Origin of the sequence: Mumia sp. (assembly GCF_028803055.1) — a bacterium.
Taxonomy (GTDB): Bacteria; Actinomycetota; Actinomycetes; order Propionibacteriales; family Nocardioidaceae; genus Mumia.
The window spans coordinates 1-13664 of sequence record NZ_JARBCJ010000083.1 but is presented as its reverse complement, the minus strand read 5'-3'; the positions used below and the strand labels follow the sequence as shown (position 1 = coordinate 13664).

The window sequence follows — 13664 nt, the reverse complement described above, 5'->3', positions numbered from 1 at the left end:
TCGCGCGTGTGCGACTGGGTGCGGGCGCTGGAGTCGAGATGGAGCAGGCGTGGCATGGTGGCCCCCTTCGCTAAGTGGACACAGTGTCCGGATGCTGTCGATAGGACACTCAACCGGACACCGTGTCCGGATATTCCGGTAGCGTCGTGGATCGTGAACCTTCCCCGCGCCGACGAGGCGCAGCCCGAGCGCGCCGACGCCGCTCGCAACCGGCGCCGGATCCTGGACGCCGCAGCACGGCTGTACGCCGAGCGAGGCGCCGCGCACGTGACGATGAACGACATCGCACGCGCGGCAGGGGTGGGCCGCGGCACGCTCTACCGCCGCTATCCGGACCGTGCCTCCATCGCCACCGCCCTGCTGGACGAGCACGAGCGCAGACTGCAGGAGGCGCTCCTCTCCGGGCCGCCGCCGCTCGGGCCCGGGGCCCCGCCCGCCGATCGGCTCGCCGCGTTCTACGACGCGATGACGCAGCTCCTCGAGGACCACGCCCCTCTCGCGCTCGGCGCCGAGGTCGGACGCTCACGGTTCATCGTCGGCGCGTACGGCTTCTGGAGAGTGCACGTGCGCATGCTCGTGGCGGAGGCGGGCGTCGCGGATCCGGACGCCATGGTCGAGCCGCTGCTGGCACCGCTCGCTCCGGAGGTGTTCGTGCGGCAGCGCGAGCTCGGCCTCTCGGTCGAGCGCATCGCCGCGGGCCTCGGTGTCCTGGCGCACGGCGTGCTCGGCCATCCCTGAGCCATGCGGTCGTCCGCCCCGGAACGGCGAGCCGCCGCGCGTGGAAGGATGGGCGCATGCCTGGAACCAACCTCACGCGCAACGAGGCGCAGGAGCGGGCCGCGCTCCTCGACGTCCATCACTACGCCGTCGATCTCGACCTGACCGTCTCCGACACCGAGTTCTCGTCCACCACCGTAGTCCGGTTCTCCAGCCGTGAGGCCGGCGGCGCTACATTCGCCGACCTGGTCGACGCGCGCGAGCCTCGGATGTGGCTGAACGGCACCGAGCTGGACGCCGCGGCGTACGCGGACAACCGCATCGCGCTGAGCGGGCTGGCCGAGGGCGACAACGAGCTCCGGGTCGAGACGCGTCTCCCCTACTCGCGCACCGGCGAGGGCCTGCACCGCTTCGTCGATCCCGCCGACGACCGCGTCTACCTCTACACCCAGTTCGAGGTGCCCGACGCCCGCCGCGTGTACACGACGTTCGAGCAGCCCGACCTCAAGGCGACGTTCACCTTCACGATCGACGCCCCCGAGGGATGGACCGTCGTCTCCAACTCTCCGACCCCGGAGCCAGAGACGCTCGGTGAGGGCGTGAGCCGCTGGGCCTTCGCCGAGACCAAACGCATGTCGACCTACATCACCGCGCTCATCGCCGGCGAGTACGACACCGTCACCGACACCTACCGCGGCGACTACGACGAGATCCCGCTCGGCATCCAGGTCCGCAAGAGCCTCCGGGAGCACCTCGACCACGAGGAGATCTTCGAGATCACCAAGCAGGGCTTCGCCTTCTTCGAGAACACCTTCGAGATGGGCTACCCGTTCGGCAAGTACGACCAGGCGTTCGTGCCGGAGTACAACATGGGCGCGATGGAGAACGCCGGCGCGGTGACCTTCCGCGACGAGTACATCTTCCGCAGCCGCCAGACCCACGCCGCGTACGAGAGCCGTGCCAACACGATCCTCCACGAGATGGCGCACATGTGGTTCGGCGACCTCGTGACCATGAAGTGGTGGGACGACCTCTGGCTCAACGAGTCGTTCGCGGAGTTCGCCTCGCACCATGCCGAGGTCAACGCCACGAAGTACACCGGCGCCTGGACCGGCTTCACGAACCAGCGCAAGAACTGGGCGTACCGCCAGGACCAGCTCCCCTCGACGCACCCGATCGCCGCCGACAACTACGACCTGCACGCGGTCGAGGCCAACTTCGACGGCATCACCTACGCGAAGGGCGCCTCGACCCTCAAGCAGCTCGTCGCCTGGGTCGGCGAGAAGGACTTCTTCGCCGGACTGCGGTCGTACTTCACCAAGCACGCCTTCGGCAACACCGAGCTCAAGGACCTGCTGGCCGAGCTCGAGGCCGCCTCGGGCCGTGAGCTCGGCTCCTGGTCGCAGGAGTGGCTCCAGACGTCCGGCGTCAACACGCTCCGGCCCCGCTTCGTCGTGGACGAGCAGGGCGGGTTCACGTCGTTCGCCGTCGAGCAGACTGCCACCGACGACTACCCGACGCTGCGGCGCCACCGCATCGCGATCGGTCTGTACGACCACACCGACGCCGGTCTCGTCCGGCGCGCGCGGGTCGAGACCGACATCGAGGGAGCACTCACCTCCGTCGACGCCCTCGTCGGGCAGCCGCAGCCCGACCTCGTGCTGCTCAACGACGACGACCTGACCTACGCCAAGATCCGTCTCGACGAGCGGTCGCTCGCGACGCTGACCAGCTCGATCGCCGACATCCCCGACTCGCTGGCGCGCGCGCTGTGCTGGGGTGCGGCGTGGGACATGCTGCGCGACGCCGAGCTGCCGGCGCGCCAGTTCGTGCCGATCGTGCTCGCCGGCGTCGGCACCGAGTCCGACCTCACCGCCGTGCAGACGCTGCTGCGTCAGGGCGGATCTGCCGTCGCCCTGTACTCGGCGCCGGACAACCGGGCCGCGCTGGCCGCCGAGTGGGAGCACGGCGTCCGCGCGCTGCTCGATGCCGCTGCACCCGGTTCGGACCACCAGCTGGCGCTCGTCAGGGCCTACGCCGGGGCCGCGGAGTCGGACGAGGCGATCTCGTTCGTCACGGGTCTGCTCGACGGGTCGACGACGCTGGAGGGCCTGACCGTCGACACCGACCTGCGCTGGTCCCTCGTCACCGGCCTCGCCCGCGCCGGCGCGTACGGGGACAAGGAGATCGACGCGGAGCTCGCGCGCGACAACACCATCGCCGGTCAGGAGAACGCGGCCGGGGCACGTGCGGCGCGTCCGGACGCCGCCGCGAAGGAGGCGGCGTGGGAGTCGGTCGTCGTCCGCGACGACCTGCCCAACGAGACCCAGCGCAGCATCGCCGGCGCGTTCCAGCAGCCCGGTCAGGCCGAGCTGCTGCAGCCGTACGTCGAGCGCTACCTCGACACCGCCCGCACGGTCATCCAGAAGGGCGTCTGGCGCGCCTCGGAGATCCTCCAGAGCTTCTTCCCGCGGGCCAACCCGAGCGCCGAGAACCTCGCGACGATCGACGCGTGGCTCGCCGACAACGACGACCTCGACCCGACGACCCGCCGCTACGTCGACGAGGGACGCTCCGACCTCGCCCGCGCACTCGCGGCACAGGAGCGCGACGCCGCCGTCTGACGCCGTCGGCCGTCCATCAGGGCCCTCGCTGCGCGGGGGCCCTGGCGGACGGCACCGCTCAGCGGGCGGGACCGCGGAGACCGGCGGTGACCAGCGCCCGCTGGATCGTGCGGTCGCGCTCGAACGGTGCCGGGATGAACTGGATGTCGCGCAGCCCCTGAGCCTGGGCCGCGGACTCGAACACGAAGTGACCGTACCCGAGAACCCTGCCGAGGAGCGTCCGCTCCACGGTGATGTCGAGGATTCGGGCCATCGGCATCGTCGCGACCTTCACCTCGAAGACGCCACGGATCTTGAGCACACGGTGGTTCGTGATCACGAAGACGTCGAGGTGCTGCTCGGCCGCACGGTACATCCCGTACCCGACGACGCCCAGCCCGACGATCGCGACCACCCCGGCGGTCCGCATCGGGAGCACCGGGAACAGCGCGATCATCAGCACCCCGATGAGCACGATGGCGTACGGCACGACGAAGACGATCCAGTGGTGGCGCACGACGTCCTTCACGCGCTCACCGTCGTCCAGCAGCAGGTGGCTGCCGATGTTGCGGTCGGGCACCAGTCTCAGGATCGCGCGCAGCACGACGGGCTCCTCGTCAGGACAGCAAGGTCTGGAAGAAGGCCGCGAGCTGTCCGAGCGCCTCGATGATCCACGTGAAGACCAGCTCCACGGTATTGGCAGCACCGGTGGGGTTCGTGAGCAAGAAGTAGATCAGGAACACCACCACGATGGCGGAGATCGCCTTTTTCACCACTGCTGCCTTTCTCGAGGGCAGAAAGCCGGCGGGCACGCTGCACGCTCACGACGTTTATAGCCGATCGCGGGGGGTTCGTGACGCCAGGCGCGCCGGATCTGGACGGGCTGGGTCACAGATTTTGTCATGCCGATCGTCGCACGTCTGCCGTGCGTTCGGTCACAGCTCCTCCAGCAGCGCCTTCGACGCGGCGAACGTGTCCGAGCGTCCCGCGACGACGTCAGCGGCGAGCGCCTCGAGCCGCCCGTGGGTGCCGAGAGCGGTGAAGCGAGAACGCAGCTCCGTCGTCGCGAGGGTCTCGATCTCGTCGCGCGTCCGCCGCAGCCGCCGGCGCTCGAGGCCGCCGCCGGCGCGCAGGTGCCCCAGATGAGCGTCCAGGGCGTCGACGACCTCGGCGACGCCCTCCTGCCGGTGTGCGACCGTCAGGAGGATCGGCGGCTGCCACCCACCGTCCGGACGCTCCGTCAACGACAGCATGCTCCGCAGCTCGCGGCGGACCTGCGGTGCTCCGTCGCGGTCGGCCTTGTTGACGACGTAGACGTCACCGATCTCGAGGATCCCCGCCTTCGCGGCCTGGATCCCGTCGCCCATGCCGGGCGCGAGCAGGACGACGGTCGTGTCGGCCAGGCGTGCCACCTCGACCTCGGACTGGCCGACCCCCACCGTCTCGACGAGGACCACGTCGCAGCCGGCGGCATCGAGCACCCGCAGCGCCTGGGGGGCCGCCCACGCGAGCCCGCCGAGGTGCCCTCGCGTCGCCATCGACCGGATGATCACCCCTGGGTCGCCGGCATGATCCTGCATGCGGATGCGGTCACCGAGCAGCGCGCCCCCCGAGAACGGCGAGGTCGGGTCGACCGCCAGCACGCCCACCTTGCGCCCCTGCGCGCGCATCGCCGCGACGAGGGCGCCGGTGGTGGTCGACTTGCCCACACCCGGGGATCCGGTCAGGCCGACCACGTGGGCGCGTCCGACGTGGGGCGCGAGGGCCGCGCTGACCTCGGGCAGGAGCGGCGACGCATCCTCCACGAGGGAGATCAGGCGCGCGACCGCGCGCGGATCGCCGCCGGTGGCTCGTTGGACGAGCTCACCGACGGCGACCGTACGACGTGCCATCGGTGCGATGACCTCCTCCGCCCCGCCGACCGGCGCCCGGCCCGTCTCAGCGCTGGGGGACGCGGATGATCAGCGCGTCACCCTGACCACCACCGCCGCACAGCGCCGCGGCGCCGACGCCGCCACCGCGCCGTCCGAGCTCGAGCGCGAGGTGCAGCACGACACGGGCGCCGCTCATGCCGATGGGGTGGCCGAGCGAGATCGCGCCGCCGTTGACGTTGACCTTGTCCTCGTCGATGCCGAGCGCCCGCTGGCTGGCGACACCGACCGCGGCGAACGCCTCGTTGACCTCGATCAGGTCGAGGTCGGTCGGAGCGATGCCCTCCTTGGCGCAGGCCTTCGCGATCGCCTCGGCGGGCTGCAGCTGCAGGGTGGAGTCCGGACCGGCGACGTAGCCGGCGGCACCGATCTCGGCGATCCAGGTGAGGCCGAGCTCCTCGGCCTTCTCCTTGGACATCACGACGACGGCGCACGCCCCGTCGGAGATCTGCGAGGCGGTACCGGCCGTGATCGTGCCGTCCTTGGCGAACGCGGGACGAAGCCTGCTGAGCGTCTCTGCCGTCGTGTCGCCGCGCACGCCCTCGTCGGTGGTGACGGTGACCGTCTCGCGACGTCCGACGATCTCGACCGGGACGATCTCGTCGTCGAAGACGCCGTTCTTCTGCGCCTGGGCGGCGCGGTGGTGCGAGCGCGCACCGAACGCGTCCTGCTCCTCCCGCGTGAGCTCCTCGACCTCGCTGTTGCGCGCCTCGGTCAGCTTGCCCATCGCCTGGTCGGTCAGCGAGTCCCAGAGGCCGTCGTACTCCATGTGGTCGAGGATGGTCTGCGCGCCGTACTTGTAGCCCTCGCGCGAGCCCTTGAGGAGGTGCGGCGCCTGCGTCATCGACTCCTGGCCGCCGGCCACCACGACGTCGTACTCGCCGGCCCGGATCAGCTGGTCGGCCGTCGCGATCGCGTTGAGCCCGGAGAGACAGACCTTGTTGATCGTGATCGCCGGGACGTCGAGCGGGATGCCGCCCTTGTGGGCCGCCTGGCGAGCGGGCACCTGGCCGGCACCGGCGCCGAGGACCTGGCCCATGATCACGTACTCGACCTGGTCGCCGGTGATGCCTGCGCGCTCGAGCGCACCCTTGATGGCGACGCCACCGAGATCGGCGGCCGACTGCGTCTTGAGGCCTCCGAGGAGGCGACCGATCGGCGTGCGGGCACCAGCGACGATGACGGACTGACGGGACATGTGAACTCCTTCAGGCGCAGCGTCTGCGCGCGTTCGGCCAAGGACGGCAGGCTTGTGCTCTCAGCACGATACTCGCCCGTAACATCGCCGAGGGCTGCGGTGAGGAAGGTCACAGCAGGGGTCGTGGCCTCTGCGCGGCGGCGCTCTGCCCTAGGGTGCGTCGCATGGTTCCCGATCACCTGCTCATCGCCATCGACCACGTCGGCATCGCGGTGCCCGACCTCGACGAGGCGCTCGAGTTCTACGCCCGCGTCTTCGGACTCCACTCCGTCCACGAGGAGATCAACGAGGAGCAGGGGGTGCGCGAGGCGATGCTCGCCGTCGGTGACACCAACCAGCGGATCCAGCTTCTCGCGCCGCTGTCGGACCAGTCGACGATCGCGAAGTTCCTCACCCGCAACGGACCGGGCATCCAGCAGCTGGCCTACCGCGTCAGCGACATCGACGCCGCCAGTGCCGTGCTCCGCGATCGGGGCGTGCGCCTGCTCTACGACCAGCCCAAGCGCGGCACGTCCGACAGCCGTGTGAACTTCGTGCACCCGAAGGACGCCGGCGGCGTGCTGGTCGAGCTCGTCGAGCCTGCGGCCCAGCCGTCCCACTGACGCCGGCCGCGAGGGCGGCGAGGGCGGGGCCTCAGATCCACCGGAACCGCAGGGACTGACCCGGCCTCGCCTGCGCGGCCCGGTCGACGTCGGCGTCGACGACCACCCCGACGACCGGGTAGCCACCGGTGACCGGATGGTCGGCGAGGAACACGACGGGCTCACCGCTGGGCGGCACCTGGACGGCGCCGCGGTACGCGCCCTCCGACGGCAGCTGGCGTCCCGGCACGGCAGGACGCATCGGCGGTCCCTCGAGCCGCATGCCGACGCGGTCGCTGTGCGGCGAGACCGTCCAGCGACCGCGGACGAGTCCGTCGGCGTCGCGGACCCAGTCGTCGCGCGGGCCACGGACCACCCTGAGCGCGACGTCGCCGTCGTGGACGGGCACGGGTACGGCGTCGACCTGCGGGTACGTGCGCGGCGGGCGCCCGACCGGCAGCCGGTCACCCACCACCAGCGGAGCGGGCCCGATCGCGGCGAGCACGTCACGGCTTCGCGACCCCAGCACCGGCGGCACGTCGACGCCGCCTCGCACGGCGACGTACGACCGCAGCCCGGCCTTCGGCACGCCCAGCCGCAGCCGCTCGCCCTCACGGACGCAGACCGCCGCGTACGGGTCGACCACCCGTCGCCCCACCCGCAGCTCGACCGGCGCACCCGTCACGGCGACCCAGACGTCACCGCCGCGAGCCGCGACATCGAACCCGCCGAGCGTCACCTCCACCGCCGCGGCGCCCTCGGGGTTGGCGAGGAGGCGGTTCGCGAGCTGATAGGCGCCGCGGTCGGCAGCACCCGAGCGGCCGACGCCGACCGCCGACCACCCCGGTCGGCCGAGGTCCTGCACGAGAGCGAGCGGCCCAGGGCGGACCACCTCGAGCTCCCTCACACCCGCACCGCCTCGAACCGGACCGTGGCTCCCGGCCGCAGCAGCGCCGGTGGGTCGCGGTCGAGGTCCCACAGCACGGCGTCGGTGGTGCCGATGAGCTGCCAGCCGCCCGGTGAGGGCCTCGGATAGATCCCCGAGTACTCCCCCGCCAGCCCGACCGCGCCCGAGGGCACGCTCGTCCGAGCGGTGTGCCGGCGCGGCACCTGGAGGCGGGGGTCTCCACCGACGAGGTAGGCGAATCCGGGCGCGAACCCGCCGAAGGCGACCCGCCACGAAGTGGCGGTGTGCGCCGCCACGACGCCGTCGGGCCCGAGGCCGGTCAGCTCTCCCACGTCGCCGAGGTCGGGCCCTCCGTACTCCACGCGGATCACGATCTCGTCGTCGCGCACCTCGGCCGCGCTGGGCTCAGCCTCACCTCGCCCGGGGTCCACCTCGACGTGCTGGAGCACTGCGGCGAGCGCCCCGACGTCGGTGCCGTCCGCGGCGGCGACCAGGACCGTCCGTGCGGCGGGGACGACGTCGGCGACGCCGGGCAGACGCGCCTCACGGATCGCCGACACCCACGACACCACCTCGCCGGCATCGTCCATGTCCAGGATCAGCGCGCGGTCGCCGTACGGCCTTACCCTCACACGAACGCCCCGAGTCTCACCCCGGCGCCCTCGAGCATCGTCCGCACGTATCGCGCCATCGTGACCGTCCCCGGCGAGTCGCCGTGGACGCACACGGAGTCGGCCGCCACGGCGACCACCGTGCCGTCCACAGCTTCGACGTCACCCTCGGTCACCATCCGCAGCACCCGCCGAGCGACGTGGTCGGGATCGAGCAGGACGGCGCCAGGCTCCCGGCGGCTGAGCAGGGAGCCCTGGGGGGTGTAGGCGCGGTCGGCGAAGGCCTCGCGCACCGTCCTGAGTCCTAGCCGCTCCCCCCAGGCCAGCAGCCTCGAGCCGGGAAGGCCCAGCAGCGGCAGCCCCGGGTCGTACGCCCGCACCGCCTCCGCGACCGCTCGGGCCTGCTCGTCGTGGTGCACGACGGCGTTGTAGAGGGCCCCGTGCGGCTTCACGTAGCGGACCCTCGTGCCCGACGCCCGCGCGAGCCCGTCGAGCGCACCGATCTGATAGACCACGTCGTCGGTCAGCTCGGCCGGCTCCATGTCGATGAAGCGGCGGCCGAACCCGGCGAGGTCGCGATAGCTGACCTGCGCACCGACCGCGACCGCGTTCTCCGCCGCGTGCTCGCAGGTGCGGCGCAGCGTACGGGCGTCGCCGGCATGGAAGCCGCAGGCGATGTTGGCGCTGGTGACGACCTGGAGGATCGCGGTGTCGTCCCCGAGCTCCCATCGCCCGAAGGACTCGCCGACGTCGCTGTTCAGGTCCAGTGTCGTCACGTCGCTCCCGAGCGGTGGATGGGCGGCGTCCACGGTACGCGTGGAGAATCAGGCCCGGCAAGCGCCGTCGCCGAGGGCAGATCCGGCCCGCCGGACACCACTCGCGGCGGCGCGCGGCGGACTCTACGAGCAAGCGACATCGGTCACACTCCTGACCACATCCATTACTGCTGAGTAATATCCGCGTAACGCATCCGCGCGGCACAACTCTGGAGGACGACGTGCAGCACATTCTCGACGCCATCATGGCCGGGGACACCTCGAGCGAGGACTTCGCGAACATCTCGGTGCCCGAGTCGTACCGGGGCGTGACCGTCCACAAGGACGAGGTCGACATGTTCGAGGGCCTCGCCACCCGTGACAAGGACCCTCGCAAGAGCCTGCACGTCGATGACGTCCCGGTCCCCGAGCTCGCGCCCGGGGAGGCGCTGGTCGCCGTCATGGCCAGCTCGATCAACTACAACACCGTGTGGACCTCGATCTTCGAGCCGCTCTCGACGTTCAGCTTCCTCGAGCGGTACGGCCGCCTGTCGGAGTACACCAAGCGTCACGACCTGCCGTACCACGTCGTCGGCTCCGACCTTGCCGGTGTCGTGCTGCGCACCGGCCCGGGCGTCAACGCCTGGAAGCCGGGCCAGGAGGTCGTGGCGCACTGCCTGTCGGTCGAGCTGGAGAGCCCCGACGGCCACAACGACACGATGATGGATCCCGAGCAGCGGATCTGGGGCTTCGAGACCAACTTCGGCGGCCTGGCCGAGGTCGCGATCGTGAAGGCCAACCAGCTGATGCCGAAGCCCGCCCACCTCTCGTGGGAGGAGGCGGCGAGCCCCGGCCTGGTGAACTCCACCGCCTACCGCCAGCTCGTGTCCAAGAACGGTGCGGCCATGAAGCAGGGCGACACCGTGCTGATCTGGGGCGCCTCGGGCGGCCTCGGCTCGTACGCCACCCAGTTCGCCCTCAACGGTGGAGCGACGCCGGTCTGCGTCGTGTCCTCCCCCGAGAAGGCCGAGATCGTGCGCTCGATGGGTGCCGACCTGGTCATCGACCGGTCGGCGGAGGGCTACAAGTTCTGGAAGAACGAGCATGAGCAGGACCCGCGCGAGTGGAAGCGCTTCGGCGCCAAGATCCGCGAGCTGACCGGCGGGGACGACCCGGACATCGTCTTCGAGCACCCGGGCCGCGAGACCTTCGGCGCCAGCGTCTTCGTCGCCCGCAAGGGCGGCACGATCGTCACCTGCGCCTCCACCTCGGGCTACATGCACCAGTACGACAACCGCTACCTCTGGATGAACCTCAAGAACATCTTGAGCTCGCACTTCGCCAACTACCGCGAGGCCTGGGAGGCCAACCGGCTGATCGACAAGGGCATGATCCACCCGACCGTCTCCAAGGTCTACAGCCTGGAGGAGACCGGCCAGGCAGCGCTCGACGTGCACCGCAACGCGCACCAGGGCAAGGTGGGCGTCCTCTGCCTCGCCCCCCAGGAGGGCCTCGGCGTCCGGGACACCGAGAAGCGCGCTCGCCACATCGACGAGATCAACCGGTTCCGAGGAGTCTGAACACGGTGAGGGGCGGGGTGAGGTCGCGCTAGGATTTGGCGGAGCGACCTCACCCCGAACTACGAACTGAAGGCACCCCATGTCAGACCCTTACGGCAGCTACTCCTCAGACGGCGACTCGTACGCCCGCACGACCGGTGACCCGGCGACGGGGGCCGGTTTCCCTCTGGTCCGTCGCGGCGGCTACGACAAGGACGCCGTCGACGCCTACCTCAACCAGCACCGCAGCGACCTCTCCCGGGCGCAGGCGGCGGTCCAGGCGGCCGAGACCAAGATCGCGCGCCTCGAGACCGAGCTCGCCGACCTGCGGAGCCAGCTCACCGAGAACAACAAGCCGAGCTACGCCGGCCTCGGTGGACGCGCTGCTGAGCTGCTGGGGCTTGCCGAGTCGCAGTCGGCCGAGATGCTCGAACGCGCCAGGCGGGAGGCCGACGACCTGCGTCGTGTCGCCGAGTCCGAGGCCACGGCCATCAAGGCGTCGGCGGCCAAGGAGGCCGACGACCTGCGCGCCGTGCAGCTCGCAGACGTCGAGGAGACCCGTGAGCGCCTCCTGGCCGAGGCCGAGAGCGAGCGTGCCCTCGCGCTGGCCGAGGCCGACGACGTCCTGGCCAAGGCCAAGCGCGAGGCCGAGCAGATCCAGCTGGCCGCCAACCAGGCCGCGAGCTCCGCGCGCCTCACCGCGACGCGTGAGGCCGAGCAGGTCCGCGCCGCCGCCGACCGCGAGCTGACCGAGGCGCGCCGGGTCCTCGCCCTCGAGAAGGAGCGGATGGCCAAGGAGGCCACCGAGTCGCACGCCGTCGCGACCGAGCAGACCTCGCGGATGATCGCCGACGCCGAGTCGCGCGCCGCAGCCGCCGAGTCGCGGGCCCGTGAGGCGATCGCCGCCGCGACCAAGCGCCGCGAGGAGACCAAGGCCGAGTCCGAGCGGATGGTCGCTCGGTCACGCCGCGAGGCCGAGCAGATCATGCACACCGCTCGTACGCAGTCGGAGCACTCGCTCGCCCAGGCGCGCGCCGATGCCGAGAAGCAGATCTCGACGGTCCGCCACGAGCTCGACTCGCTCGTCGCCAAGCGTGATGCCGTCAAGACCCAGCTCACCAAGCTGCGCGAGGTCATCGGCTCGTTCGCGGGTCTCGACGCGCTCGACAGCGACGCTGAGACCGACAAGGCGGGGGCGCTTCCCGCGCCGGCCGTCGCCGAGGTCGCCGCGGCAGCCGACGAGGTCGCCGCTGCCGTCGAGGAGGCCACCGCAGCGGCCGAGGAGCCCGACCTGGAGGAGATCGACCGCGCGGGCACCGACTCCCGTGCGCACGACGCCACCACGATCGTCCCGGCCGTCCAGAACGACTCCACCGTGGTCGACGGCACGCCGACAGATCGCCCGACGGCCGAGCGCAGCGTGCGCCGTGCCAAGCTCGGCGGCCCGGCGGCAGCCGAGCTCGCCGAGGACGACGAGGAGTCTCAGGCCTCCTGATCGCCAGGCTGCGGGCCGACGCTCTCGAACGCCGCGACCGTCTGGTCGCGGTACGCCGCGGCGTCGGCCTGCTGCATGTCACCGGACCACTGACGGGGCAGCGGGACGGAGACACGCGGGTTCAGGCGAGAGGCGACCTCGTCGAGCACGCGTTCTGAGTCGCCCACCCAGAGGTGCTTCGCGCCGTCCACGCCGATCACCTCGGCCTGCGGCACCCGGGAGAAGCGTTCTGCGGCCTCGGCGGGACGCAGGTAGTCGTCGTGCTCGGGGACCAGCGCGACGAGGGGTTTGCCGGACTGCGCCCAGGCGTCGAGGTCGGCGTCGTCGGAGTAGCGCAGCGGCGGCGACAAGAGGATCGCGCCGCGTACCTCGGCGTCGAGCCCGTACTTGAGCGCGAGATCGGTGCCGAAGGACCATCCGACGAGCCAGATGTCGGGAAGATCCTCGAAGTCGGCGAGTTCGATCGCCGCAGCGACGTCGTACCGCTCGCCCTGCGCCTCGTCGAACGCGCCGCCGCTCGTCCCCTGCACGCTGGTGGTGCCGCGGGTGTTGAACCGAAGGACCGCGATGTCGGCGAGCGCGGGAAGGCGGTACGAGGCCTTGCGGAAGAGGTGGCTGTCCATCATGCCGCCGTGGGTCGGCAGCGGATGGAGGCAGACCATCGTCGCGACCGGCTCGCGCTCCAGCGGGAGCGCCAGCTCTCCGACGAGGTTCAACCCGTCGGCGGTGTGGAGGGTGATGGGGGTGCGGCGGGCAGGGAGAACCGAGTTGCCGCGGATGACCTGAGCGTCTTTCACGCCTGTCAGCCTACGTTCCGCGGCGGCAAGAGCCGTGCGGGGCAGGTCCGGTGCAGCTAGCCTCCGAGGTGCCAGCGCGCACGGGGGTGCAGCCGCTCGGCACCAGGGGGCGGGCATGGCGTTGGAGGCGCACCAGCAGGTGTTCGTCGACGAGGGGGTCATCGTCCGTCGCCGACTGCTCGCCACACTCGATCGCGCGACGCGGCGACCGGTGACGCTCGTCGCCGCACCGACGGGGTACGGGAAGACGACCCTGCTGCGCCAGTGGGCGGACGAGCACGCGCCGGACGCCGCGTGGCTCGACGGCAGCGGCACCCGGCCCTGGGAGACGGCGACCAGGGAGCTCCACCGCGGGCGCCCTGTCGTCATCGACGACGCCCACCTTGCGGGGTGGGGCCCGTCGTTCACCCGCGCGTGCGAGGCGGCACGGGTGGCGGCGCCCCTGGTGCTGGTGGCACGCCGCGACCCGCTGGTCGCCCTCCATCCTGCTCGTCTGGCGGGGCGTGTCTC

Annotated in this window: 14 protein-coding genes; 6 read left to right on the top strand and 8 right to left on the bottom strand. The window is 71.3% G+C overall.

What is annotated here, in order from left to right; all coding sequences use genetic code 11:
* Nucleotides 1-153: 153 nt before the first annotated feature.
* Together PV363_RS09740 and pepN are read left to right on the top strand one after the other, a co-directional pair.
* Nucleotides 154-738, top strand: coding sequence for a TetR/AcrR family transcriptional regulator (locus tag PV363_RS09740; protein WP_301022227.1), 585 nt, complete (start codon nucleotides 154-156; stop codon nucleotides 736-738).
* A gap of 56 nt (nucleotides 739-794) precedes the next feature.
* Complete coding sequence (gene pepN / locus PV363_RS09735; RefSeq protein WP_220344092.1) at nucleotides 795-3341, top strand: aminopeptidase N; 2547 nt, start codon at nucleotides 795-797, stop codon at nucleotides 3339-3341.
* A gap of 58 nt (nucleotides 3342-3399) precedes the next feature.
* Here pepN and PV363_RS09730 read toward each other — a convergent pair whose 3' ends face one another.
* From PV363_RS09730 to PV363_RS09715, 4 genes are all read right to left on the bottom strand, one after another.
* Complete coding sequence (locus tag PV363_RS09730) at nucleotides 3400-3924, bottom strand: PH domain-containing protein (protein WP_301022226.1); 525 nt, start codon at nucleotides 3922-3924, stop codon at nucleotides 3400-3402.
* A gap of 13 nt (nucleotides 3925-3937) precedes the next feature.
* Nucleotides 3938-4093: a hypothetical protein gene (locus PV363_RS09725; RefSeq protein ID WP_220344091.1), complete on the bottom strand. Its 156-nt coding sequence runs from the start codon at nucleotides 4091-4093 to the stop codon at nucleotides 3938-3940.
* Between the two features lie 162 nt (nucleotides 4094-4255).
* Nucleotides 4256-5212, bottom strand: a complete 957-nt coding sequence (gene meaB / locus PV363_RS09720; RefSeq protein ID WP_220344090.1) for a methylmalonyl Co-A mutase-associated GTPase MeaB — start codon at nucleotides 5210-5212, stop codon at nucleotides 4256-4258.
* Nucleotides 5213-5258: 46 nt separating this feature from the next.
* Entirely contained in the window at nucleotides 5259-6449 is a 1191-nt protein-coding gene (locus PV363_RS09715; protein ID WP_220344089.1) for an acetyl-CoA C-acetyltransferase, read from the bottom strand.
* A 164-nt stretch (nucleotides 6450-6613) separates the two neighbouring features.
* Between PV363_RS09715 and mce the strand changes: the two genes are divergently transcribed.
* Complete coding sequence (gene mce / locus PV363_RS09710) at nucleotides 6614-7051, top strand: methylmalonyl-CoA epimerase (RefSeq protein WP_220365932.1); 438 nt, start codon at nucleotides 6614-6616, stop codon at nucleotides 7049-7051.
* A gap of 31 nt (nucleotides 7052-7082) precedes the next feature.
* Here the strand turns inward: mce and PV363_RS09705 are convergent, their stop codons facing one another.
* Genes PV363_RS09705 through PV363_RS09695 form a run of 3 tightly spaced genes read right to left on the bottom strand, consistent with a single transcriptional unit; the run spans nucleotide 7083 to nucleotide 9324 of the window.
* A complete protein-coding gene (locus PV363_RS09705) occupies nucleotides 7083-7937 on the bottom strand; it encodes a biotin-dependent carboxyltransferase family protein (protein ID WP_301022225.1) in 855 nt (284 codons plus the stop codon).
* Nucleotides 7934-8569 (bottom strand): allophanate hydrolase subunit 1, encoded by a 636-nt coding sequence (locus PV363_RS09700; RefSeq protein WP_301022224.1) that lies wholly within the window; start codon nucleotides 8567-8569, stop codon nucleotides 7934-7936. The genes PV363_RS09705 and PV363_RS09700 overlap by 4 nt, the downstream gene beginning before the upstream one ends.
* The gene (locus tag PV363_RS09695) at nucleotides 8566-9324 is read right to left on the bottom strand and encodes a 5-oxoprolinase subunit PxpA (protein ID WP_220344087.1); all 759 of its coding nucleotides are present in this window, start codon (nucleotides 9322-9324) and stop codon (nucleotides 8566-8568) included. The genes PV363_RS09700 and PV363_RS09695 overlap by 4 nt, the downstream gene beginning before the upstream one ends.
* 221 nt (nucleotides 9325-9545) lie before the next feature.
* Here PV363_RS09695 and ccrA point away from each other — a divergent pair, with 221 nt between their 5' ends.
* On the top strand, nucleotides 9546-10883 hold the full coding sequence (gene ccrA / locus PV363_RS09690; protein ID WP_220344086.1) for a crotonyl-CoA carboxylase/reductase: 1338 nt from the start codon (nucleotides 9546-9548) through the stop codon (nucleotides 10881-10883).
* 79 nt (nucleotides 10884-10962) lie between these two features.
* Nucleotides 10963-12357 carry a hypothetical protein gene (locus PV363_RS09685; protein WP_220344085.1) on the top strand — a complete coding sequence of 465 codons (1395 nt, stop codon included), beginning with the start codon at nucleotides 10963-10965 and terminating at the stop codon, nucleotides 12355-12357.
* On the opposite strand, the gene PV363_RS09680 is transcribed toward PV363_RS09685, so the two are convergent.
* Nucleotides 12345-13154, bottom strand: a complete 810-nt coding sequence (locus tag PV363_RS09680; protein WP_301022223.1) for an alpha/beta hydrolase — start codon at nucleotides 13152-13154, stop codon at nucleotides 12345-12347. The genes PV363_RS09685 and PV363_RS09680 overlap by 13 nt on opposite strands.
* A gap of 115 nt (nucleotides 13155-13269) precedes the next feature.
* Here PV363_RS09680 and PV363_RS09675 point away from each other — a divergent pair.
* Nucleotides 13270-13664: hypothetical protein (locus tag PV363_RS09675; protein WP_301022222.1), on the top strand; the 395-nt coding region annotated here is incomplete at its 3' end.

Coding starts and splice junctions, on each gene's coding strand:
- PV363_RS09715 (WP_220344089.1), bottom strand. CDS start 6,449: ATGTCCCGTCAGTCCGTCATCGTCGCTGGTGCCCGCACGCCGATCGGT.
- meaB (WP_220344090.1), bottom strand. CDS start 5,212: ATGGCACGTCGTACGGTCGCCGTCGGTGAGCTCGTCCAACGAGCCACC.
- PV363_RS09685 (WP_220344085.1), top strand. CDS start 10,963: ATGTCAGACCCTTACGGCAGCTACTCCTCAGACGGCGACTCGTACGCC.
- mce (WP_220365932.1), top strand. CDS start 6,614: ATGGTTCCCGATCACCTGCTCATCGCCATCGACCACGTCGGCATCGCG.
- pepN (WP_220344092.1), top strand. CDS start 795: ATGCCTGGAACCAACCTCACGCGCAACGAGGCGCAGGAGCGGGCCGCG.